Annotated in this window: 14 protein-coding genes and 1 pseudogene; 11 read left to right on the plus strand and 4 right to left on the minus strand. The window is 46.4% G+C overall.

All coding sequences use genetic code 11. From position 1 onward, the window contains the following. Nucleotides 1-45: 45 nt before the first annotated feature. The 4 genes from L5M29_RS10490 (at nucleotide 46) to L5M29_RS10505 (ending at nucleotide 3258) form a co-directional block, all read left to right on the plus strand. Nucleotides 46-1236: an MFS transporter gene (locus L5M29_RS10490; protein WP_263167741.1), complete on the plus strand. Its 1191-nt coding sequence runs from the start codon at nucleotides 46-48 to the stop codon at nucleotides 1234-1236. Continuing rightward, complete coding sequence (gene yidZ, locus L5M29_RS10495) at nucleotides 1211-2170, plus strand: HTH-type transcriptional regulator YidZ (protein ID WP_263167743.1); 960 nt, start codon at nucleotides 1211-1213, stop codon at nucleotides 2168-2170. The genes L5M29_RS10490 and yidZ overlap by 26 nt, the downstream gene beginning before the upstream one ends. Nucleotides 2171-2415: 245 nt before the next feature. Next, nucleotides 2416-2859, plus strand: coding sequence for a hypothetical protein (locus L5M29_RS10500; RefSeq protein ID WP_263167744.1), 444 nt, complete (start codon nucleotides 2416-2418; stop codon nucleotides 2857-2859). Nucleotides 2860-2916: 57 nt separating this feature from the next. After that, the gene (locus L5M29_RS10505; RefSeq protein ID WP_240129925.1) at nucleotides 2917-3258 is read left to right on the plus strand and encodes a hypothetical protein; all 342 of its coding nucleotides are present in this window, start codon (nucleotides 2917-2919) and stop codon (nucleotides 3256-3258) included. A gap of 46 nt (nucleotides 3259-3304) precedes the next feature. On the opposite strand, the gene L5M29_RS10510 is transcribed toward L5M29_RS10505, so the two are convergent. Further along, a complete protein-coding gene (locus L5M29_RS10510) occupies nucleotides 3305-6034 on the minus strand; it encodes a DEAD/DEAH box helicase (RefSeq protein WP_263167745.1) in 2730 nt (909 codons plus the stop codon). A gap of 372 nt (nucleotides 6035-6406) precedes the next feature. On the opposite strand from L5M29_RS10510, the gene L5M29_RS10515 reads away from it, so the two are divergent. Then, a complete protein-coding gene (locus L5M29_RS10515) occupies nucleotides 6407-7777 on the plus strand; it encodes a DUF4397 domain-containing protein (RefSeq protein ID WP_168825581.1) in 1371 nt (456 codons plus the stop codon). Between the two features lie 248 nt (nucleotides 7778-8025). Next, the gene (locus L5M29_RS10520; protein WP_263167747.1) at nucleotides 8026-9147 is read left to right on the plus strand and encodes a sterol desaturase family protein; all 1122 of its coding nucleotides are present in this window, start codon (nucleotides 8026-8028) and stop codon (nucleotides 9145-9147) included. A gap of 176 nt (nucleotides 9148-9323) precedes the next feature. On the opposite strand, the pseudogene L5M29_RS10525 reads toward L5M29_RS10520, so the two are convergent. Continuing rightward, nucleotides 9324-9515: pseudogene (locus L5M29_RS10525) on the minus strand (LysM peptidoglycan-binding domain-containing protein); the annotation flags it as partial. Nucleotides 9516-9624: 109 nt separating this feature from the next. Further along, a complete protein-coding gene (locus L5M29_RS10530) occupies nucleotides 9625-11058 on the minus strand; it encodes a LysM peptidoglycan-binding domain-containing protein (protein WP_263167749.1) in 1434 nt (477 codons plus the stop codon). 210 nt (nucleotides 11059-11268) lie between these two features. Between L5M29_RS10530 and L5M29_RS10535 the strand changes: the two genes are divergently transcribed. The 4 genes from L5M29_RS10535 (at nucleotide 11269) to L5M29_RS10550 (ending at nucleotide 19223) form a co-directional block, all read left to right on the plus strand. Next, the gene (locus tag L5M29_RS10535; RefSeq protein WP_263167751.1) at nucleotides 11269-12624 is read left to right on the plus strand and encodes a leucine-rich repeat-containing protein kinase family protein; all 1356 of its coding nucleotides are present in this window, start codon (nucleotides 11269-11271) and stop codon (nucleotides 12622-12624) included. A gap of 296 nt (nucleotides 12625-12920) precedes the next feature. Beyond that, nucleotides 12921-14135, plus strand: a complete 1215-nt coding sequence (locus tag L5M29_RS10540; RefSeq protein WP_263167752.1) for an efflux RND transporter periplasmic adaptor subunit — start codon at nucleotides 12921-12923, stop codon at nucleotides 14133-14135. Continuing rightward, on the plus strand, nucleotides 14135-17206 hold the full coding sequence (locus L5M29_RS10545; protein ID WP_263167754.1) for an efflux RND transporter permease subunit: 3072 nt from the start codon (nucleotides 14135-14137) through the stop codon (nucleotides 17204-17206). Before L5M29_RS10540 ends, L5M29_RS10545 begins: the two co-directional genes overlap by 1 nt. Before the next feature lie 199 nt (nucleotides 17207-17405). Then, nucleotides 17406-19223: a sel1 repeat family protein gene (locus L5M29_RS10550; RefSeq protein WP_317633250.1), complete on the plus strand. Its 1818-nt coding sequence runs from the start codon at nucleotides 17406-17408 to the stop codon at nucleotides 19221-19223. Nucleotides 19224-19381: 158 nt separating this feature from the next. On the opposite strand, the gene L5M29_RS10555 is transcribed toward L5M29_RS10550, so the two are convergent. Beyond that, nucleotides 19382-22498, minus strand: coding sequence for a M9 family metallopeptidase (locus L5M29_RS10555; RefSeq protein ID WP_263167757.1), 3117 nt, complete (start codon nucleotides 22496-22498; stop codon nucleotides 19382-19384). A gap of 409 nt (nucleotides 22499-22907) precedes the next feature. On the opposite strand from L5M29_RS10555, the gene L5M29_RS10560 reads away from it, so the two are divergent. Next, nucleotides 22908-23909 carry an NAD(P)H-quinone oxidoreductase gene (locus L5M29_RS10560; RefSeq protein ID WP_263167758.1) on the plus strand — a complete coding sequence of 334 codons (1002 nt, stop codon included), beginning with the start codon at nucleotides 22908-22910 and terminating at the stop codon, nucleotides 23907-23909. Nucleotides 23910-24277 lie beyond the last annotated feature (368 nt).

Below are 24277 nucleotides of genomic sequence, written 5' to 3' on the forward strand. Positions count from 1 at the left end.
GGCTAGGCGCAACTTATGTGTGAGATGGCTAACGGGGTGAGTTATATGTTTCGATATCTATTGTGCAGTTTTTGTCTAGTGCTTTTGTACCCGACAGGGATAGATATGTACTTGGTCGGTTTGCCGCAAATTGCGCAGGATTTAGGGGCGAGTGAGGCGCAGCTGCATATTGCTTTTTCTGTGTATCTTGCGGGAATGGCAACCACTATGCTGTTTGCGGGGAGCTTAGCCGATAGGATTGGGCGTAAACCCATTACCTTGTTTGGCGCATTGCTGTTTGCTATTGCCTCTTACTTTGCCGGTAGTGCGCAAACCAGTGATCTCTTTTTAATGGCACGCTTTGCACAAGGCATTGGTGCGGGTTCTTGCTATGTTGTGGCTTTTGCGATTTTGCGTGATGTATTAGACGATAAGCGCCGAGCAAAAGTGCTCTCTATGGTCAATGGCGTGACTTGCATTATCCCAGTGATAGCACCTGTGATAGGCCATTTAATTATGCTTAAATTCCCATGGCCTAGCCTATTTAACACTATGGCGGGGATGGGATTAATGGTATTAACCCTGTGTATTTTTGTATTGCGCGAAACCTATCCTAAACCGCAATTTCACACCACAGTTGAGTCGGGTGGATATAAAGAATCCTTTAAACAGCGGTTTTTTCTCAGTCGCGTGGTGATAACGACTTTAGGTGTGACAACGATTTTAAGCTATGTAAATGTCTCTCCCATGTTGATCATGGGGCAGATGGGGTTTGACCGTGGGCAATATTCCAACACTATGGCTATGACAGCATTTGTGAGTATGTTAGCCTCATTTTCGACGCCCTTTTTACTTAACCTGTTTAAAGAAAAATCATTAATTTTGTTCTCTCAGACATTATTTGCCGCCGCAGCACTGGTGTTGATCTTGACCCAATTGGGCTGGCTGGGTCAGTTATTCAATCTGCTCAGTTTTGGTTTTGTGTGTTCCGGTTTTGCGATTGGATTTGGGGTCACCATGAGTCAGGCGCTGAGTCCATTTGTTACTCGGGCTGGAGTTGCCAGCTCATTACTGGGAATTGCCCAAGTGTGTACTTCAGCCTTGTATATTTGGGTGATGGGTCTGCTCGAAGTGAGTGCGATTAATATATTATTAGTGATCCTCGCTGTCGGTGCGCTGGTGAGCATTACACTGATCTTAGCGGTTCCTAAATTGCCGGAAATTGTAATTAATGACCAAATCCCTGAGTCGGCTTGATCTTAACTTATTGTTTATTTTGCAGCTTTTATTACAGGAGCGGAGTGTCTCTAAGGCTGCCAAAAAGCTCAATGTCACGCCATCCACTGTGAGTAAGTCGCTGGCCAAATTACGGGATTGGTTTGACGATCCCTTATTTGTCAAAACGCCGCAGGGATTTCAGTTAACGCCATTGGCTCACGGTATGGAGCAGGAGTTATCCGAATGGTTGCAAATGGGTAAGCAACTGATGGCTAAGCGCGGTGACGAGATGACCAAAGGGCTCACCTTCGAGTTGATGCTTGAGTCGCCTTTGTTGCTTATCATGCTTAATGAGCTGACTCAGGCCATTTATTCTCAATACCCTGATGCAAAGGTGAAGGTACGAAATTGGGATTACGATTCACTCGAAGCGATTGTGCGTGGTGAAGCGGATATGGGGTTTACCGGCCGAGAAAGTCATCCACGTTCCAAGGAATCCCTTGATTTATTACCCTATTTTATCGATTTTGAGGTTTTATTTACCGATCTTCCTCAGGTATATTTACGCCGCGATCATCCCGCCTTGCAGGAAGAGTGGAATATAGACACCTTTCTTAAATATTCGCATATCAATATCTTGTGGGAAAAGAGCGAAACTTGGGCCTTAGATGATGTGCTTATTGAGCTTGGGTTAAGCCGCAATATTGTGCTGACCTTGGCCAGTTTTGAGCAGTCACTGTTTGTCGCGGCAGAGCCTCACCACAGCATGATGGCAATAGCGCCGCAATATTGTGAGCAATATGCCCGCCAATTACACCCTGACTTAGTCACTCGCCCCATCCCGTTAAGCGACGAATATCTTGATAAACTCGCCATTCCTTTTACCTTGATTTGGCATAAGAGAAACAGCCACAACCCCAAAATCACTTGGTTGCGAAGCAAGATAAAAGCGATTTATCAACAGAATGATTAAGGCTGTTAACCATCATTGCCATACAACTACTTATCCATGCTCTGCTTTCAGTTACTCATACGAGTGGCTAGAACCGGTCGTTATACCCTAGTATTCAATCTTGCGTGATTTCCCGCATGGTGTATTTGATAAAAAGCTGATAAGTTTCTTTTATTACAAGTAATTAACTATGCTCGTTTTTGCTGGTCCAATAAGATAAACGAGCTGTACATAAATATTAAGACGTTAGCCGCTAAGGAAAGGGTGTGCAAAGTCCAATCTCAATCGGTTGTGAATGTGGTGGCCCAGAAGATGGCGGCATATCCTGTCTGAAAGTGGAGCTCTTCCACACGTTAGAAAAGCATGTCACCTCTACGCATTGCGATTCGGTAGATCAGTACGCGTTGGTGCTGAGGGTAGATGGAGAATTTGCCAAATATGGTCTTGAGGGGGTTCATCGGGTACGCTTTGCCAAGAAAAGTCGATACCTTACTGCTGACATCCAAATTCCAGAGTCAGTTTGGCGTTTGGCGCGTGAGGAAGATCTCCGGCTATATCTTGGGTCTTCACTTCGCTCAGCCATAGAGATATTGGTTGCTAGGCTTAAGAAGGCAGGAATTGCGGTTGTAGAGATAAGTCTCTACACCGAGATGAATGTGGCGATCACAGAGTTCACACAACGCGCGTCGGCGGCTAACTATTCGCTGTAGGCGCGACGGCCCTGACTGGCCGCGGCGCGAGCTCAAACTTTATGCATCCGGAACATTATGATAATACAGCGCAAACAAACAATCTGTGAATGGGCGGGTGTTGAGCCGCAAAAGCCAGAGGCAGGAACAAAATTGGGTATCGCGCTTGGTACATTGGGCTGCGGACTAATTAATGGGCTCCGGCATATGCCCAAAAATGGAACGAACGGTTGGTATATCTGGTGTGGGGAATCCATGTCACAAGAGGATGAGTTCTTCTCACCACTTCACGTCGAGCACATCCAAGAATACTTGCCTGAGGTAAAAAAGTATCTCGATCTGCCTCCTGGTTACCGTTTTCTAATTGATGACAATAACTACGAAGATATCTGGTTTGAGGCTGAGCTACTAAATGCATAACAATCGCAGGCACAGCAACGGCTTTTCCGTTGCGGCTTCACCTTCACTAAAGAGCCGCGCGTGCTGCGGGCGTTATTCCCAATTGCTGACAAATATGTTGGATACAAAGTTCTCGCTGTTGGCACCATAGCCCATAGCTGACGGGGATCAGTTTAATGCCCGCGCGCTGTAAGAGTTTATACAGTTCAATATCGAAAAAGTCCGCCCAAGGCCCTGGGTAACCGATTAAATCTATTGCTAAATATTGGTTACCATAGCGGCACAGAATATCCAGTTCTAGCCCCGCCATATGGTAGGCGCGCCAGACAGTAACTCCTTTTTCTTCAATCGCGAGTGCCACTGACTGACCGAAGCTATCGAGGGCATCGACATAATTGTGTGCCGCTTGAAATTGGCCCGCCGATGCTAAGTAAGTTGCCAGTAAATTATTGTTGGGGAGTTCATGCGCTTGTACCGATAAAAATAGCCACTGCATCTGTTTAGCGCGGGTGATGGCGACATTGAACATATCTTCGCGATTTAAATACACGGCGGCGCGGCTGTCGTTGGCCGTAATGCTAAACGACAGCAGCATAATATCGCGCTCTTCCCCTTGAAAACCAAAGGGCGTGGCAATCCGTAATTGGTGACGCTCGAGTTGTTGTGCGCTAAAGCGCGCGAGGATTTGCTGGGATAAATACTCCGTCTGATTGCGAAAACAGGAGAGTACACCAATGCTGGAAGGCACTAATGCATTCTCTTGTTCATCAATCAGTTGAGCTAACTTTTGAATTAATGCCTCCGCTTCTATGGCGTTAATTCCCTTACTATCACGGTTGCCAGTAACCTGGACTCTGTGTAAGTGCCCTGAACTTGTGCAGGGTCTGTGCTGCATAATCTTCAGCATACCTTGATAAAACTGCTGATTACTAAATTGGATCAGCTCAGGTTTACTCCGAAAATGCTCATTTAAAAATACCACTTGGGATTGGCTCGCAAGGGACAGTGACGCTAAGTCGAGCATACTGGCATCACGGTAGCTCATTAGGCCGCGACAATCTGGGGCGAGTCCGAGTTGGGTCTGGATTTGAGTTTGTTTTGCGCGGGATAAAAACGAGAAATGGCGCAGTTGTTTGCTATCTCCCACCACCAGTGCCGCTTTTGCTCGCTGCAAGGCCGGTAAACATGCGGCAATATTGGCTTGGGTGGCTTCATCAATAATCACTAAATCAAACATTTGCTGCTCCATGGGCAGCACTTTATGTAAGCTGGCAAGACTAGATAACCAAATGGGAAAGGTTTGTTTTAAGGCATCAAAATCCGTCTTGTAGAAACCGTCGAGTTGCTTAGCGGACTGGCGAGCGCGTAACGCACTGGCAAAACTCACCAGCGTACTGCGCTTATTTTTGAGTAATTGGTTTAATCGATAGTGAGTAGCCAATTGTAAGTATTTGAGGCTTAAGTCTTCTTTTTGGGCGATGAGGGCCGTTAATTTATCGAGTTCATGCCATTGCTGGGCAAACCTTTTGATACCTGCACGGTAAGCCCAGTTGTAAAATCCTAAGCGCCAACGGGATTGTCCTTGTTGTAAGGTCGCCAGTTTTTGGCCGCGACGTATGGCATGGCGGCAATGACGTATAAAGCCCGCTTCCATTTTGACTTGCTGACGAGTCACGGTATTAAGTTGTTGTTTTGCATTGAGTAGCAACCTATCCGAGATGGCTTCATTTGATGCAGGGTGCTGACCATGGAGCATTTCATCAATCTGGTTTTTAAGGACTTTTATAAACTGCGGCGAGCCTGCTCGAATAAGGCTGCTCCCTAGCTGAAATTGTTGTTGCAATTTATCGGCAATCACATCAACAGCAACATCGGTGTGGGCGACGATGAGGACAGATTTGCCCCTTAATACCTGCTCCGCCGCCACTGTGGCTATGGTGTAACTCTTACCTGTTCCCGGTGGGCCTGAGATCTGCCCCAAAGTATGATTGGCTGCAATCTTTAAGGCCTGAATTTGCGCGCGGCTTAACAGCCCAGGAAGATAAGCCTCTTGCGTGTCTTCACTGGCGCTGATTGATGTTGTTTGTTGTGTTCCTGCGAATAGCGCTTTAAGCGGTGCTGATGGTTCAGCCGCTGTCATTAGTTTGTCTAGTTCGTGCAAAATGCCCCGACTCGCGATCGAACGTTCTGCCAAAATGATTTGGCTTCGACTAACCATAAACTGCCCACGTTTACGGCATAAGCTAGTGAATTCAGCCTCATCGATCAGCTTGGGAAAATGCAATAAGTGACTGGTATCAACATCGGCTTGGCCCGCCCGCAGCCAAGCTATCCAGCCACTGACATCCGTTGGATTATCGCGTAACTCTTGGCTTAGGCTATGTCCTTCAACGACTAATTTTTCTAATAGAGCTTCATTGATAGTGAATGGTCCGCTGCCAGCTAGAGTGTTATTGCTCTCTAGGTAGAGATTATCGCCGTCAGCCTGTAATTGGCATTCGCGATAAAGGAGTGGTGTCACGACTTTACGTTTTTCGCCATTAAGGTCGACTGTGCCGCAGAAAAACAGACAGCAGTGCAATAATACCTTTTCACGTAAATACAAAGCGCTACGTGCTAGTAATGCACTGGCGGGAGCAAATGGCACTGGCAAGCGGGGTAGGAAGCCACTGCTTAACTCGTCTTCATGTTGGAGTAATAGCTGATCTTGCTCGGCAAGCTTGTGGCTAGACCAGAGATTGATTTCAGCACTATCGTGTTGAAAACATTGTTTGTAGTAGTTGAGAATCCCTTGCAAATCCTATCCATCCCAAAGGCTTAATTGGCGATGCGAGAGTAACCTAATCGCATTAGTCGAACAAGGTTTGTACCGTCTGAAGATAGTTTATCCATAGTCGCTTTAAGCCTAAAAGAGAGGTGTTCGATAGAACAGTCATTTTCCACTGGAGCAGAATTTTTGAGAGTCGAGCAAAAGTATCAGCAGCCGCATTTGTATCAATTAAGGGCCTGAAAAGTGTGGTTTGTATCACTTTTTGGCGTGTTATTGAAATGTTTGTTAAGTGTTTGAGTTTGTAAAATATTTGTTTTTGTTTTTAGTGGAAATTGCCATTGTTGTCATTGTATAACTGCGTAGATTGAACTGAATTTTTGTCTGCTAATGAGGGAAACAATGATAAAAAGTAAGCTAAAGGGATTCGCTGCGGTGGCTGTTGCCTGTTTAGCGGTAACGGCATGTGGCTCAGATGATAATAATGAAGAGGGCACAGATCAAAATGCCACCTATGTGCAATTCTATAATGCTTCAGCTGGAAGCACTGCTACTGCACTCAAAGTTGCCGATAAAACCTATGAAAGTGTGATCTATGGGGACACTATGCCGCGATTTACGTCGACGGCTGGCGTGACTGCGATTGAAGTGATGGCTAAGGATGCCTCTGATAAAGATATCTCTATTTATAAAGAAAATATCGATTTGAAAGTTGCAACGGACCATTTCTTTGTATTACATGGTGATTTTACCGAACCTAAATTACTTAATATCAACTATTCTCGCACTGAACTCGATAAGCTCAACGAAGTGGCTGAAAACAGTAAAATGCAGCTTTTGATTGCCAATACTGCAGTTCATGCCCAAGCCTTTGACGCTTATGTTTCTAAGTCGACCCAAACCTTTGCCGATGCCGTGATGTTAGGCAGTGTGGCTTATGGTGAAGTGTCGCAGCCGCAAGTGATGGATACGGGGGAATATAAGGTTTACCTCGCACCAGCGGGAACAACCAATGTTTCTTATACAACGGCGAACATTAAATTCAGTTCTAAGGTGCCTTATAAGCTGATCATCCGTGAAGGTTTTGGTGCTTCGGATTCAAAAATCACCTTGGACAGTGTCGATTCAACCACCAATGTTCGCAACCATGTGGCATTAGAAGCGAGTGTCGATTATCGCGTCTTTAACGGTTTAGGTTCGCACATTATCGATGTGAAAGTGGCTAGCAGTAAGCAAGATACTCTGTTTAGCGAAGTGCCATCTTTTGGGGTGACTAGCTATCAAGGTGCTGAGTTTAATGATTTTGGTGTGAGTGTGTTCGACCACGGTACGCAAAATAAATTGCTCGATAACGTGTTGATCACCCTTAACCAAGATGACATTAAAACCATCTTCATCTATGAGCAAACGACCGAGCAGGGCAGCCAAGTAAAGGCGATGGAGATGAAGCAAACTCAGACGCCAAGTCCCTATAGCTTTAAGTTCGACATTGTGAGTTTTGCCGATAAAAGCAATCTAACCGTGTATTTCTTAAAGGCAAATGACACGATTGAAACGGCTGTAAATAAGATCACCGCGGTCAATCCTGCGAGCCCTCAGTCAGTGACTGTGCCAGCTGGCGAATATTCTATTAAAGTTATCGCTGTGGAAAACGGTACTAAAACCGTTGTCTATGCATCCGATTTAATGGATTTCAGCAATGAAGACAATGTGACTATGGTGCTGAATAAAGATCCTTCTACTAGCTTTGGTTATAACTTGATTAAGATCTAACCGCTAAGGTGAGTGAACGGCTCTAATAAATAGCGCTACTTAGGTAGCGCTTTTTTTGGCTGTTTTTTGTGTGCTCGTATTAGTGGGCTTAGTAGATTGAGCATTATTGTCTTAGCATTCACTTTTTATTGATTGTGGCTGCGGGGTTAATGTAGGCTGATCGGCAAAAATTAAGCCGAGCATTGCTGTGGTGTGAATAAGCTGTGGTATGAATAACGCGAGCAATATAGGAAAAGGAGTTCACTGTGATGAATAAAGGATTTAAAGACGGTCATTTCCAAATTGGTGAAGGCAGTATTAGCGGTACTATAGCGTGTATGTTAGCGATATTATCGTTTCTGGGTGTATTGGCGTTTCATTTTCCCGAATATCTCACCACTCCTGAATTACGCCAAAGCTATAATGTCGATGTTATTCGCAGCTTAATATTTGTCGCCTTAGTGGTGTCGGGCAGTTTAGGTTTATTGAATTTTATTCGAAATAAAAATAAGCGTTTCGGCTTTGTGGCTTGGGTATTTGTGAGCTTAGCGATTGCTTTTGGTGGTCATCAAGTTGAGGTCGAGCCTTTTGCTAATCATAAGGTCTCACTGGGTTTAGATTGGTTTATTTTAGACTTATTAGGCTCAACCTTAATTTTCATTTTTATCGAAAAATGGCTACCCCATAAACCAGAACAAGCAATATTGAGACCCGAGTGGCAAGGGGATTTAAACCATTTTTTGGTGAATCACTTAGCGATTGGATTTGTATTATTGGTGGCAAACCAATTTGTGCAGTCGACCTTTTCTTGGGCTATTTCCAGCACAGTGCAAAGCTTTATCGCGGGTCTTCCCTTTGTGTTGCAACTGTTGTTGATTTTATTGGTCGCTGATTTAATGCAATATGCGGCGCACCGTGCCTATCATGAAATTCCTTTCCTGTGGCGCTTCCATTCGGTGCACCATAGCGCGAAACATTTAGATTGGTTGGCTGGTTCAAGGCAACATATGTTTGAGTTGATTGCTACCCGTTGTTTAGTGCTCACGCCGATTTTTATCTTGGGATTCTCCAAAGACATCATCAGTATTTATGTGATTATCGTTGGCGTGCAGGCGGTCTTTAACCATGCCAATGTGCAGGTTAACTTTGGCTGGCTACGTTACTTAATTGTCAGTCCGCAATTCCACCATTGGCACCATGCTTCTGATAAGGCGGCAATCGACCGTAACTATGCTGCCCATTTTTCTTTTTTAGATTACCTATTTGGGACTGCAGTTCGAGGTCAGAAAGAGTGGCCAGAGCAATATGGTGTCGTGGGCGATTACATGCCTGTTGGCATGTTTAAGCAGCAATTGTATCCCCTTGGTTTAGCGAAGAAAAACACAAAATAATGGCACTGCAATTGAAGTGGTTTGTTTTGGAATGATTGTCCGAGAGCATTGGTTAGGTCAACTGAGCAGTAACGCTGAACTGTGGCGGTTAACTCTGATATTGGGATAGAAACAAGCCCAACACAGCGCCTGGGAACCGCGCTTTGTTGGGCTTTTTGCCGTTCAAACTACAATTGTTATTCGGAAATTTTCAGTTCTTGGCCTGGCTTAATAATGCTTTTGCCATTGAGCTGGTTCCACTTCATTAAGTCTGCCAGTTTAACCTTATTCTTACGGGCGATTTTATCCAGCGAATCACCTGATTTCACCTTGTAAGTGGTCGCTTTTACTGCAGGTTTATCGGCCGATGTTGAGGTAGTCGCTTTAGCTTTGGTCGACGACTGTGGCGGTTAATTCTGATATTGGGATAGAAACAAGCCCAACACAGCGCTTGGGAACCGCGCTTTGTTGGGCTTTTTGCCGTTCAAACTACAATCGTTATTCGGAAATTTTCAGTTCTTGGCCTGGCTTAATAATGCTTTTGCCATTGAGCTGGTTCCACTTCATTAAGTCAGCCAGTTTAACCTTATTCTTACGGGCGATTTTATCCAGCGAATCACCCGATTTCACCTTGTAAGTGGTCGCTTTTACAGCAGGTTTATCGGCCGATGTTGAGGTAGTCGCTTTAGCTTTGGTCGACGACTTATTGCTCACTTTTTTATCTGTCTTCGCCTTGGTTTTAGTGGGTTCAGGCTCATTATCATTGCCCGCCATTGGCGTTAACAGTGTGAGCTCTTGGCCGATTTTTAGGCGGTCAGATGTCAGATTGTTGGCCTGTTTTAATGCTTTCACTGACATATCAAACTTGGCTGCGATTGTGCCTAGGCTGTCGCCAGATTTGACGATATAGCTTTGGCTGTCATAGCGTTTTTGAGCGTAGAGCTTGTCCTGATTTTCCTGATAATGACCTATGTTTTCCAGCGGTAAAGCGATTTGATATTTGCCTTTGCTGGGGATTACACCTTGGCGAAAGCCTGGATTATAGGTTTTAAATTCTGCTTTGCTGAGCCCTGCTGCATTAGCAATCTGGCCAATATCTACGCCATTAGGTGCTGGCACTCTTTCCAAGAAAGGGCGGTTAGCAATAGGGGGGACTTTTAAACCGTAGTGGTTGGGATTTCGAATAATCTGAATAAATGCCAGCCACTTAGGGACTGTTTGTACTCGCTTAGCGGGGATACCCAGTGACCAAAAGTCCGTAGGTTTGCCCTTGGCTTTGTTTTTATCAATGGCGGCTTTGATCACTAGCTCACCGGTATTGTAGGCGGCGACGGCGTTAATCCAGTCTTTGTCTAAGGTGTCGTATAGGTGCTGTAGATAGTCGAGCACTGCATCGGTTGAGGCCAGCGCATCTTTACGGCCATCATAGGCAGAATTCACCGTTAAGCCAAAATTACGTCCAGTAGCAGGGATCATTTGCCACAGTCCTGCGGGGCCGTTAGCTTGTGCTAAAGGGTTATAGCCACTTTCGACTATGGGCAATAACGCCAATTCTAATGGCATGTTACGCGCTTCGAGCTGGCTGACTATGTAATATAAAAATGGCTCGGCGCGATCGCCAACCTGATTCATAAATTTTTGTTTATCATCGAAAAAGTTACGCTGTTTACGTACTTCGGCATCATCATGGACGTCAATGGTATTGGCGTGTTGGATCTTTTCCCATACATCGCTGTACTGCTCAACCACTTCGGGTGGTGTTTGATGCTGTTGTGGCGAGTGGTCGTTATCATTACTGACATCACTTGCTGTGGCATTGAATTCAGTGGTTGATGGGCTTGCTGATGTTGTAGCGCAACCGCTCAGTAGGGCCATTAGCATGGCAAGCATAAGCACTGTAAAAGAGTGCGTTTGGCGAAAATGTGTCCGCATGATTGTCCTGTGATGAGTTGACTGGGCATTCCATATTGGTGCACATGCTAATCTGTTTTCGAGTTTCTGGATAGCTCCCCCAAGTTTTACCTATCGTATCAAAGTTGTCTTAAGGCCGATTGTGCCGCCCTTTGATTGCAGATCCTGCGTTTAGCTTTATCGATTTATACGCTACCATAGCCGCGATTTTTCATTAACTTGGGTAGCAAAGTGCAGACGTTAGCGCAGTTAAGGGCAGGGCAGTTACAAGGGATCACACGTTTACAATTGGTTGAGGATTTAACCGAGTTCCCGCGGGAGATTTTTGATTTAGCTGATACCCTCGAAATCCTCGATTTATCGAATAATCAACTGAGCACTTTGCCCGAGGATTTACACCGCTTATCGCATTTAAAGATAATTTTCGCCTCGAATAATCGCTTTGAACATTTGCCTGAGGCATTAGGGCGCTGCACAAATTTAGAGATGATTGGCTTTAAGGCCAATCAAATTAAAACAGTGACTGCGGCGGCATTACCGCTGCAAACCCGCTGGCTCATCCTAACCGACAACCTCATTGAGACATTGCCTGCGGCCATGGGCGATTTACATCGTCTGCAAAAATTAGCCTTAGCGGGTAACCGTTTAACAACCTTGCCCGAGTCGATGGCCAATTGCCGCAACTTAGAGTTAGTGCGTTTATCGGCCAATCAACTCCACGCACTGCCAGCTTGGTTACTCAGTTTGCCTAAACTGACTTGGCTCGCCTTTGCGGGAAATCCATTCAGCCATACCTTAGTCGATCCCCACGCCGATGTGGCCACAGTGGCGAATGTGACTCTGGGTGATATCAAGTTGGCTGAGAAGCTTGGCGAAGGGGCTTCTGGGGTCATTTATCGAGGCGATTGGTTGAATCAAGCCATGATAGCCGCGACGGGGTCGGCGCAGATTGCGGTAAAACTCTTTAAGGGGGAAGTGACGAGCGATGGTTATCCCGCTGACGAGTTAGATTGCTGTCTCACAACGGGTGATCATCCCAGCCTTATTAAGGTCGTGGCGCACATTAGCCAGAAAGATCAATTGGGTTTAGTGATGGAACTTATTCCGCCAGGTTTTAGTAACTTAGGGCTACCACCAAGTCTTGTCACCTGCACTCGCGATACCTTTAAAGACGGTAGCGAATTTCGCCTTGATGAAGTCGCCAAAATCACGCACCAGTTGGCCGATGCGATGGCGCACATGCATGCAAAACAAGTAAGCCATGGTGATGTCTACGCCCATAATATTATGGTTAATCAACAGATGAGCTTATTGTTTGGGGATTTTGGTGCGGCATCAAACTTACGTAATCTATCGACAGCAGAACGCTTAGCGATAGAAGCTATTGAAGTGCGGGCGCTTGGTTGCTTGATTGAAGATCTGTTGGCCTATGTGGATGCATCGGCCTATGTGAGTGCCTCGATTAGCCTTCTGTACTACACACAGTTGAGTGCGATTAAAGACGAGTGCATGCAGTTAGATGTGGCTCAGCGCCCCTGTTTTGCAGACGTGAAAAAGGCCATCGGAGCCCTGTTAAAAGGTAAATAGTGGCTTGCTAATAGGCTGGCTCTACACTTGTTTCAAGTTTGCTGTATTTTATGGTTGTTTGTGTGATTTAAGTGCTCACTATTGAGTTTATCGTTAAGCTATTGTTTTGTTTGGTTGTGTAACCGAGTTTTTACTGGCACTGACTGGGATTAAGCCTATAGGCTGTATACCCAAATAACCTCAAATTGCTGAAACAGGCACTTTGGGGGGACTTGGTATTAGTTTTGGGTTCAATCCGGTTTGCTGTTGTCGGATAGGATGTCCGTTGAATAGTAAGAACGATAGGTTTGCATACTATGTTTACACGAACGCTGTTTACACAAAGAGTAACTGAACGAGCACGCAGTGCATGCGATATTTCATTAAAAAGCCATCCCCATCATCTCCCAAAGGCGCCCTTATTCGCGCCTTTGCCGTTTCTACTGGCGAGTGTTTTCGCTTTAGCCCCTATGGCCGTGATGTCGGCGGACAAGGTCGACATTATCCCTGTGACGGTCGAGGCCGTTAAAGAAACATCCTTTGCCGATGTAGTGAATGAAGTCGGTAAAATCAACGCTATCGATTCAGCCACGCTGAACTTTAATGCTAGCGAAAAAATTAGCGCGATTCATTTTAGTAACGGCGACAAAGTGACTAAAGGCCAAGTGATTGCCGAGCAGGACAACATTAAAGCCAAGGCTGATTTAGACAAAGCCAAGAGCACCTTAGCACTGGCTAAAACTAAGCTGGAGCGTATCGAAGACTTACTGATTAAAGAACCCTTTGCGCTTGCTAAGCAAGATGTGGATGAGCTACGGGAAAATGTGAATCTGGCCGATGCGGATTTTCGCCAGAAACAAGCAACCATGAACGATTACCTGATCAAGGCTCCCTTCGATGGTCAGTTGACCAGCTTTAGTCAGTCTATCGGCAGTCAAATTGGTGCTGGTACGGCCTTAGTTACCCTCTATAGTTTAAATCCGGTCGAAGTACGTTATGCCATCAGTCAGAAGGATTTAGGCAAGGCGCAAAAGGGCCAAAAGGTGAATGTGACTGTTGAGGCCTATGGTAATAAGGTATTCAAAGGGTTAGTTAACTATGTTGCCCCAGCGGTAGACGAAAGCTCAGGACGGGTTGAAGTGCATGCCGCCCTTGAAAACCCTGAGTTTAAGCTTGCTCCTGGCATGTTCGCCAACATCAAGCAGTTCTATAGTCTGGGGATTAAACGTCTATTAGTGCCGCAAAATTCGATTATTGCCAATAACGATGAACGTTTTGTCTGGCTAGTGCAGGGCGATAGCGTAGTCAAGCAAGTGGTTAAACTCGCTCAAAATACGAATGACGGTTATGCCGTCGTGACTGAAGGTTTAGCCGAAGGCGATTTAGTCGTTAAAACGGGTATGCAAAACCTCAAGTCCGATAGCAAGATCAAAGTCGTGCAGGATAGAAACGCTGCAGATAAAGCGGCAACATCAAGCGCTGACAAAGGTGCTGATTCAGGCTCTACTCCAAATATTGAGGTAGCTGAATAATGCGTTTACCCGAAGTCTGTATTCGTCATCCTATCTTCGCCTCCGTACTCAGTATTATGGCTGTGTTACTGGGCTTGATTGCCTTTCAAAAACTCGATATCCAATACTTCCCTGAGCATACCACCCACTCGGCATCTGTGAATGCGTCGATTGCAGGGGCGAGCGCCGATTTTATGTCGAGCAACGTTGCCGATAAGTTGATTGCTGCGGCTTCGGGCATAGATAAAGTCGATACCATGTCGACCGACTGTAGCGAGGGGCGTTGCTCATTAACGATTAAATTCAATGATGACACCAGCGATATTGAATACACCAACTTAATGAACAAGTTGCGTAGCAGCGTCGAAGGGATTAACGATTTCCCCCAGAGCATGATAGATAAGCCCACAGTCACCGACGATACCTCGGCCACGGATTCGGCCAGTAATATCATCACCTTTGTGAACGCGGGTGGCATGGAAAAGCAGGCTATGTACGACTACATTAGCCAGCAGTTAGTACCGCAACTCAAACAAGTTCAAGGCGTTGGTGCTGTTTGGGGACCCTATGGCGGCTCACAAAAGGCGGTCAGAGTCTGGCTCAATCCTGAACAAATGAAAGCGCTGAATATTAAAGCTGCCGACGTGGTGGGCACGTTAGGCTCCTACAATGCCAGTTTTACCTCGGGCGCGATCAAAGGTAAGTCGCGGGATTTTTCGATTAACCCTTTGAATCAAGTTGAAACGCTTGAAGACGTGAAGGATCTGGTGATTAAGGTCAGCGAGGGTAAGATCATCCGCGTGTCCGATGTTGCCGATGTGGTGATGGGCGAGGAAAGTCTGTCGCCGAGTATGTTGTCTATTGGTGGTCATAGTGCAATGTCATTGCAGATTTTACCGCTGAGCAACGCTAACCCAGTGACAGTGGCTTCGAACATTAAAGCCGAAATTGCACGCATGCAAAAACATTTACCCCAAGGCTTAGAAATGAACTTGGCCTACAACCAAGCTGATTTTATTGAAGCCTCCATCGACGAAGGGTTTTCTGCGTTGATTGAAGCAGTGATCTTAGTTTCGCTGATTGTGGTGTTATTTCTGGGTAGCCTGCGGGCGGCATCGATCCCCATTATTACCATTCCCGTGTGCGTGATTGGGGTGTTTGCTGTGATGTCGGCGCTCGGATTTAGTATCAATGTGTTGACTATTCTGGCGATTATTTTGGCCATTGGCCTTGTGGTGGACGATGCCATTGTGGTGGTCGAGAACTGCTATCGCCATATTGAAAACGGTGAAACGCCTTTCAATGCGGCGATTAAAGGCTGTAAGGAGATCATTTTCCCTATCATTGCCATGACGTTAACGCTCGCCGCCGTGTATCTGCCGATCGGATTAATGTCGGGCTTAACCGCCGATCTGTTTCGGCAATTCTCCTTTACCTTAGCAGCGGCCGTGATGATCTCTGGCGTGGTGGCGTTAACTTTGTCGCCTATGATGAGCGCTTATCTTATCAATACCACTGAGCAACACCCTAAATGGTTTAGCCGAGTCGAGAATGCGCTGCAGCAGTTAAATCATTTGTATATCAATGAGCTGAATAAGTGGTTTTTCCGCAAGCGCTTGATGTTTGGTGTGGCTGTGGTTTTGGTGGGTCTTGCGGGTATTGCTTACTGGCAATTACCCAAAATACTCTTGCCTGCGGAGGACTCTGGCTTTATTGATGTGGCGTCTAATGGTCCTACCGGTGTCGGTCGGCAGTATCATCTCAATCACAATGCTGAGCTTAATAGCGTGATGGATGAGCATCCCGCGGTTGGGGCTAACTTGTCCTATATCGAGGGAGAGCCAGTGAACCATGTGCTACTCAAACCTTGGGGTGAGCGCAGTGAGGGTATAGATGATGTGATCAGCGACTTGATTACAACATCAAAGGAAAACGTTTCTGCCTATAACATGTCGTTTAGCATTCGCTCAGCGAATAATCTTAATATTGCCAATAACTTGCGTTTAGAACTGACGACCTTAGATCGGAATAAGGACGAACTCAGCGAAACCGCCGCCAAAGTGCAAAAATTACTCGAGGATTATCCTGGCCTGAATAACGTGGGCAACTCAGTGCTGAGGGATCAACTACGCTACGATCTGTCTATCGATCGCAACGCCATTATCCTTTCAGGTGTGAGTTATGGTGATGTCACGAATGCACTTTCTACCTTTCTTGGCTCAGTGAAGGCGGCGGACTTACATGCTACCGATGGTTTTACTTATCCTATTCAAGTGCAAGTAAACTTAGACAAACTGAGTGATTTTAAAGTGTTGAATAAGCTGTATGTCACTTCAGAATCTGGGCAAGCACTGCCATTGTCGCAATTTGTGTCGATTAAACAGACCACGGCGGAATCTAACATTAAGACGTTTATGGGTCTTGATAGCGCTGAATTAACGGCAGATATTATGCCCAGCTATTCAACTGATGAAATCAAAACCTACTTAGATGAACAATTACCGACATTGCTTAATGATGCCCAAGGCTTTAAATACAATGGCGTGGTAAAGGATCTTATGGATTCGCAGGCGGGCACTCAGTCGCTATTCTTGCTGGCATTGGTGTTTATCTATTTGATTTTGGCTGCGCAGTTCGAAAGTTTTGTCGATCCCTTAATTATCTTACTGACTGTGCCCTTGTGTATTGTCGGTGCCTTATTGACCTTAGCCTTGTTTGGCCAGAGTGTGAATATCTATTCGCAGATTGGTTTATTAACCTTAGTGGGGCTAGTGACTAAACACGGTATCTTGCTGGTGGAGTTTGCCAATAAGCAACAAGACCAAGGTTTGAGTGCGATTGAGGCGGCGCGAAGCAGTGCCAAATCTCGTTTAAGACCGATTCTAATGACGTCTTTAACCATGATTTTAAGTGCGATTCCTTTAGCCTTGGCATCGGGACCGGGCTCGTTAGGGTTAGCTAACATAGGTTTAGTCTTAGTCGGAGGTCTGTTAGCGGGCACTTTCTTCTCGTTATTTGTAGTGCCTGTGGCCTATGTCGCTATGGCTGAATTGAAGGCCAAGGATGTGCTTGCTAGACTGCGAAGTGCTTAAGTTGAGTTTTATGCGCTGGGTTTATCGCCCCTAGGCTGAGAGGCATAGGTTCAACTTGCCTGTAAATACGTTATGATTTAAGCCAACGGCTCAACGCGTTGGCTTAATTTTTTGTCGATAACTTAATGATCTTTGTTGTATTTAAGCGAGTGTTTAAGTGCGAGTGGATTTGCCTCATCAGCGACGGAGAGCTGGCATTATGAGTTTGTTACATTGCTTTCATAGGGCTTTTTTATATTTGGCTTGCTCGGCTGGATTGATGTTTGCCTCTCCCGCCATGGCCTCTTTTTGGGATTCCTTATTTCGTAGTGAGTTGCCCGTCGATCAAGTGACTGCACCTGTAGACAGTCCGCGTTTCGAGTTTGTTGGTGTATTACCTGCTAATACGCAATTAGAACTTGTCGGTTATTACGTTTCATCTGTTTGTACCCGAAAGGAAATCCGTTTTCCCAGTGGTGATATTGCTAATCCCTACCGCGCGACATTCGAAGAAACCTCAGTGCTGCGACAAGTGATTAGCAGTGGTAGCAAAGCGAGTGAGTTTTCGCTGCCCTTAGCTTTGAACGGTGGCGGCGATTGTCAGTGGCGGCTTGAGGATTTAATGCTCGATGTGACAATACTGCCGAACCATCCGTTGTGGCAAAGGGCTAAAGCACTTAAACAACAATACCTTGCTAAGTTGCAGCGCACTTCTGTTGTGGATGCGGCACAAGTTGCTAGCCAAACGACGTTGCCGACTCAAGTGTCACCCCACGATGATTTTTATTTAAGTCATGAACTTAATATCGATCCAATTTATGCGGGTAGCGAGGCGGATAATTCGTTGCTTGCGACTACGCCATTATCTTTAGCACCAGTTTACTATCCAGTATTTATTCATTCTCCTAAGGAAGACAAACCCTTCGAGGCTAGGCTGAAAAGTAGTTTGCAGCAAATTTCTAGCCTATGGGCTAGTCCTTATACTCAAGCGGTTCGTCGCGGTGATGAGGCTGTGATGCGGGTGAATTTTAATCCACAGATTGCCGAACAGTATGAGGTCAATGTTTGGTATCAGCCTGATACGGTTGAGGTGAATTATCCCGATGGTACTCAATATACTTATGCTAACGGTGATGTGAAATTGTATGCCTATGGTAAACCTGAATCTCAAATCAAGACGTTAGCTCAGAGTGCCAAGGCCGAAGATAAGCGCTTCTTGGCACGTATCTATGAGCTTGGGCACGCCTTACCCAAGGATAAAATTAAGGCACAGAAATATTACCGTGAAGCCGCAGAAGCTGGCGATATTGAGGCGCTGCATTGGATGCGAGATCAAGCGGGTTACGCGGGGCGTGCCGATGAAAAGATCTATTGGCTGGAACGCGCCGCGAGTTTTGGCGATAACGCGGCAAAGCTTGAGTTAATCCGTTTACCTTTATCGGTTATCGAGCGTGGCTTGGTTAATACAGGTGCGGATAAGGTTCGTGAAACGCAAGCATGGCAGCAGTTAAATCAGCTAGTTGACCAAGGGTTGCCGGAGGCAAGAAGTCTGATGGCGTTTTATCAAGTGTTATCTTGTTCGCCCTATTTTAATGCTACAACGGCATTGGAAAATTATCGCCAAAGCGTTAAAGCTCAACCTGATTTAGCGCGAGATGCCGCCGAAACCTATTACTACTTTAAAGAGGATTTTGAGCAGAGCGAGGAGTTTTGGATCATTGCCGCCGAGCGGGATCTCTATGCCGCAGCCGAATTTGCCAATATCCTGCTATTGGAACCCTATAGAGATACGGTTAACGCGCGATACTGGTTAGAAAAAGTGACAACCTTGGGTGCCAAACAAGGCTTGCAGGCGGATATTTTAGGCAATGCTTACTTCCAGTTCGCAACCCTGTTAGATAAAGGCGAGGGTGGACCGGCCGATGCTAAAGCAGCGTTAACGCTTTATCAGCAGAGCATTGAAATGGCAGAGCGGTTTTCAAACGACTATGCAGCAAGGGCCAAGGAGAGAGTGCAAGTGCTCGAAGGGATGCGCTAATAACGTATTGCTGCTAAAGACTCTATGACGTCAGTGTCGCTTATTCAGTTTATCTTCAATAAAAATCCCTGCCGAAGCAGGGATTTTGCTATTTATTCAAATGCTTGATTTATGCGTAATGGCTAAAACTGCTTACTTAAGCGATGCGAGTCATCAAACTAGCGTAAATCAACCTGCAGTGCGACACCTGAACTCTGAGGCTCACTTTGCACTGTGATGTAATACCAACCCACGTTTGGTGCATTGACTGTGATGCTTTCCCGCGTGTTGGCGGGTGTCACAGAGGCTGCATCGAAGTGTTGAGCATTCGCCCAAGTCGTCCCCGAAAACAGGCTAACATCACCACTGCCGTGGGCGGAGTTTATACTTAGCTGATTCGTTCCCTCTGGTACCCAAAGGTAATAATCGTTGCGCCCATCGGCGGTGCAAATGGCTTTGCCAGCACTGAGCTCACCATAACTTAAGGGTGATTGCGTCGCGCAGGCGTTGGCAATGAGCACCGGATCGGGTGTGTTACTCGTGCCTGTGCTTAAGGTCAGTGTTACACCGCTAAACTCAGTGGCAGTATCAATCGTGATATAACGCCAGCCACGATTGGCGCTGAAGCTAAGCGACTCTTGATTTCCTGCTTGATCGCTCTTTGCATCGGCATTATCTGCGTCGGCCCACTGACTGGCATTGAAGTAAATATTGGCATCCCCAGAGCCGCCCTTAGTGGTGACAGTGAACTGGGTGTTATCTTCCTCAACCCAGAAGTAGAAGCTGTTACGCCCGCCACTGATGCACTCATTTTTGCCTAGGGTGAGCTTACCGTAATCTAAGGTCGCTGCGCCGCAATTGGCTGGTGGCTCAGGATCCACACCGCCATCCCCCAGATCGGGGTCGATATCAGCAAATAGCTCAGTGGTGCTGACTTGCATATCGACACCGCCAAAATCCCCCGACAAGGTAATGTAGTGCCAATATTCGTTAGGGTTTAACTGCACCTTAATCACTTGATAATTACCATTACCGATACCAGCCCCTTGGTTTTGCTCAGGGCTTGCCCAGCCTCTAGAATCGAAATAAATGTCGGCATCTCCCCAACCACCGCCAATCTTGATCCAAAGCTCTTGGGCAGTGCGATCGGTATTGGTGAAGCTGAAACTGGCGCGGCCGAGTTTTGAATCGATACATTCCATCGGCACATCAATTTTCAGGCTGGCCGATTCAGTGTAACGGTAGGCTTCGTTAGTCACTTGGCAAGGCGAGTAATCCTTACTGATTGTGCCCGCTGGTCCTGTCCAGTTGCCTTCGCGGCCACTGGGCTCAGCGTCGACATCACTCGGGCCCTTATCGACTATGCCATCGTCAGCCGTGCTTAAACCACTGGCGAGCCAACCCTGCCATTCGTTGTCGTAACGTGTACCGATACCATCCATAAAGGTTTGATATTCAGCGTATTGATCGTTACGTAGGTAGGCCAGAATCTGTCTTACATCGTCTCTGTGGTGCTCAAACATAAAGCGCACCGCCAGATAACCCCAGCGATAGATGCGGTCTTGGCCCGATTCATAGTTGTTTTTGAATATGGTCGACAACATGAACTCACCGGTTTCGCCCATGGCAATCGCCGCTGGGTTTGCGTCACGGTAAGAGATGTATTCCGCTAGGCCTTCAATCCACCAAATAGTATTGGCCGACGTGCCGCGACTAAAGTCACCAAACAGGTTATAGCGCCCGTCTAGGTAGTGCACATATTCGTGTTGCAGGTTCCAGACATGGAAATCCGGCGTGCGCCATTCGGCTTCATAGGCGATAAAACGTGCCTGATTTTTGAGTCCAGCGGGCGAACCTTCTAAATACATGCCGCCATTGTCGGTACTGATACCAAAGATACTGTTGGCTAAAGATTTATACTCAGACGAACTGCCGAAGATCACTAGCTCTAAGTCATCGTTGTTATCCTGCCCCACGGGTTGCATGCCCGTTTCGAGTTTACTGTGGAAATAACTTTCTTGGCTGGTCAGCACATTACAGGCCCATTTGGCTTGATCTTGATAGAGATCTTGGGCGCGGATCTTGAGGCTGTCGGAGCATTTCCAGTTGAAAGGTAAAGCATCGGCTTCTAACTGCGCCTTAAAACCACAGATATTGTAATCGTTACAATGGCTGCGATCGTAATAGTCGGCCATTTCTGCCGCCGCGTACCAAAGCACTTTGCTCGGTTCGGTTTTGCTGGTGCTGCTGAGGATGTTTTTGACCAGCTGGGTCACTCGCGGGCGCATGGCATCAATGTAATACAGCCTAGATAACTCTTTAACTGAGTTGACCAAAAGGTACTCTGCATTGGTGCCTAACAAGTTGCGATGTTCGAGTTGGAAGTTATTCAGCGCATCTAAAATCCCTTGATCACGCGCGAACAGCGCCTGCATGTCATCATTCCATTGGGCGCGGAATAAGGTGGTAAACACTGAGTTGGCTGCGGCGTTCATGGCGAAACTGGCTTGCCAGTAAGCGTCGTAGTCCGTAAGCACTTTGATAGTGACATGATTAAACTCGGCGCCGAGCTCGGCTGAGTCAATCAGGATTAAGGCTTCTTTCAACACGCCAGCATTGTCATCGGAGACAGTCCAAATCGCAGCGTTCGCAAATAACGCATTAAGGGCAGATTTTAAGCTGACCTTAGCAGCATTGCTGTAAGCGGGCACATCATTTGGGCTGTAAAACTGCACATAAAGAGCCGCGCGGACAAAGTAAATATGGGACTCCAGATGCTGAACATCGACCCCAGTGTAGTCCTTGGCTTTAGCGGCAATGGCATTAGCCACACTGATCACATTGGCCTCGCTAAATAGCGCGGTCGCAGCACTGCCTTTGAGGCTATAGAGCTTACCGACGCATTCGGGTGTCGATTGGCTCAGTTCATTGACTAGTGCCTGACCTGATTTACCAACAAAGTCACTGCAGTCGCTGACTTGCATCGCGGCGCTACGATTCTGCAACTTAAGTGGGGGTTGCTCCGAGACCTCTATCTGACGTTTTTGGCGCGAATGAATCTTAGGCTGCTCTGTCATCGTCGGATCATTGGGGGATGCCATCAATGGCGTCTCCCGTAGCAGTGGTCTATGTGATTCAATTAAGCTAATTGGTGCAGAGGGCGGTGGCGGGACGGGTTGAGCTGGTGAACTGTTTGGTGTGTTGTTGCCTAATGGGGGGCTTGCATGAGTGTTATGGGCAAGAACGGGAGTTGCAATCGCTAAGCTAATTGCTGCGAAGAGTAGTGTGTTTTTCATTGTGTATCCGTAGTTATCTAGTCTGCAAAGCAGATCTTCCTTGGGCGTTATTTGATGCATTTAACACAGACTTGCATCAAACCTCATTGGATTATTTGCGTGATAACAATAGCGCGACAAACATCGCAGCCAGCAAATAATGCCTCAGAATAATGGCTGTAAGTTTTTAATATATCTAGTATTTGTCATAATATTTTTTTGATACATCTTTTCTGTTCAGCTTAGGTTCAGCTTTCAGTTCAAATGGTTAACGTCAGCCGCTTGATTGAGTGCGATGGAATATAGAATGGAATAACTGTGGCTATTTGGCTTGAAATTGCGCTAGCTTAGCCGCATTAAGGTTTAGCAAACGAACCGTTTAAGCATAGCAATCTGCTATTAGGTTGGTGCCATTCTCACAGGAGCTTTTATGTCAGCTTTACCAAGCGAGTACACCCATATTCATGTTGAGCAACCTGGGGCGCCCGAGGTGATGCGGCTATCGCGCTCGCCTTTGCCTGTCCCTGCGGCGGGGCAAGTGTTGATCCGCGTACATGCAGCAGGAGTGAATGGCCCCGATGTTAAACAAAGGGTGGGCGCGTATCCACCGCCACCGGGTGCATCACCGATTATTGGTCTTGAGGTTGCTGGGGATATTTGTGCCCTCGGTGATGGCGTGAGCCAATGGCAAGTTGGCGATAAGGTATGTGCCTTAGTGCCGGGCGGCGGTTATGGCGAGTATGTGCTCACCTATGCGGCCCATTGTTTGCCGATCCCGACGGGCTTTAGTTATGTGCAGGCGGCTGCGCTGCCAGAAACCTTCTTCACCGTATGGGGTAACCTGTTTATGCGTGCGGGACTGAAAGCGGGCGAGACGGTACTGATCCACGGTGGCTCAGGTGGCATTGGTAGTACGGCTATTCAGTTGGCCAGTGCGCTGGGTTCAAAAGTGATAGCGACGACGGGACAGGATGAGAAACGCGATTATTGCTTGAGTCTTGGCGCCGCTGAAGTCATCAACTATTGTACTCAAAACTTTGTTGAACCTGTGATGGCACTCACTCAAGATAAGGGCGTAAACGTGGTATTTGATATCGCGGGTGGCGATTTTATCAATCTCGACTTACAAGCCTTAGCGATGGACGGGCGTATGGTGTCGGTAGCTATGCAACGGGGGCCTAAGGCCGAGGTTGAGATTTTCCGCCTGATGGCAAAACGTATCATGTGGACAGGGTCGACCCTAAGACCGCAGAGCGTGGAGGCCAAAGCCGCCATTGCTGCTGAATTATTGGAGAAAGTTTGGCCGTTGTTAAACGCCCATAAAATTGTCCCCAATATTTTTGCAACCTTTCCATTAGCACAGGCTGCTAAAGCCCATGCTTTGATGGAGTCGGGTGAGCACAGAGGCAAAGTAATACTGACTGTCATTTGAGCTAGGCATACTTGGTTTTGCAGCGACATATTTGCTTTAAGTCGCTGCCATTCGAGTCAATCTAGAAGACATTCTGACATCATAGTGGCTTAGTCATTGTTCGGTAAATATGAGTTTGTAGCGCTGTAATTAAATCTTCATGGATAACCTTGATGGTTAACTTTACAGCAACCTCGAATTGTTAACGTTGATGACTCATCAAACACCATAGATATGATTGCTTTTTCTTGGGAATAAAACTTGCCGCGTCGATTTTTTAGACTAAAGTCGTTAATGATTAAACTTTTTGGGTACTTTGGCAGAAATTAATACGTAATTAGTGAAAATTTCATGGTATGAGGCATTGATTATCGGAAATATTCTGTAAA

The sequence above is a fragment of the Shewanella sp. SM95 genome, assembly GCF_025653595.1.
Classification (GTDB): domain Bacteria; phylum Pseudomonadota; class Gammaproteobacteria; order Enterobacterales; family Shewanellaceae; genus Shewanella; species Shewanella oncorhynchi.

Excerpts from the sequence above, each read along its gene's own strand:
- L5M29_RS10490 (WP_263167741.1), top strand. The coding sequence starts at position 46 with ATGTTTCGATATCTATTGTGCAGTTTTTGTCTAGTGCTTTTGTACCCG.
- yidZ (WP_263167743.1), top strand. The coding sequence starts at position 1,211 with ATGACCAAATCCCTGAGTCGGCTTGATCTTAACTTATTGTTTATTTTG.
- L5M29_RS10505 (WP_240129925.1), top strand. The coding sequence starts at position 2,917 with ATGATAATACAGCGCAAACAAACAATCTGTGAATGGGCGGGTGTTGAG.
- L5M29_RS10515 (WP_168825581.1), top strand. The coding sequence starts at position 6,407 with ATGATAAAAAGTAAGCTAAAGGGATTCGCTGCGGTGGCTGTTGCCTGT.
- L5M29_RS10520 (WP_263167747.1), top strand. The coding sequence starts at position 8,026 with ATGAATAAAGGATTTAAAGACGGTCATTTCCAAATTGGTGAAGGCAGT.
- L5M29_RS10530 (WP_263167749.1), bottom strand. The coding sequence starts at position 11,058 with ATGCGGACACATTTTCGCCAAACGCACTCTTTTACAGTGCTTATGCTT.
- L5M29_RS10540 (WP_263167752.1), top strand. The coding sequence starts at position 12,921 with ATGTTTACACGAACGCTGTTTACACAAAGAGTAACTGAACGAGCACGC.
- L5M29_RS10545 (WP_263167754.1), top strand. The coding sequence starts at position 14,135 with ATGCGTTTACCCGAAGTCTGTATTCGTCATCCTATCTTCGCCTCCGTA.
- L5M29_RS10550 (WP_317633250.1), top strand. The coding sequence starts at position 17,406 with ATGAGTTTGTTACATTGCTTTCATAGGGCTTTTTTATATTTGGCTTGC.
- L5M29_RS10555 (WP_263167757.1), bottom strand. The coding sequence starts at position 22,498 with ATGAAAAACACACTACTCTTCGCAGCAATTAGCTTAGCGATTGCAACT.
- L5M29_RS10560 (WP_263167758.1), top strand. The coding sequence starts at position 22,908 with ATGTCAGCTTTACCAAGCGAGTACACCCATATTCATGTTGAGCAACCT.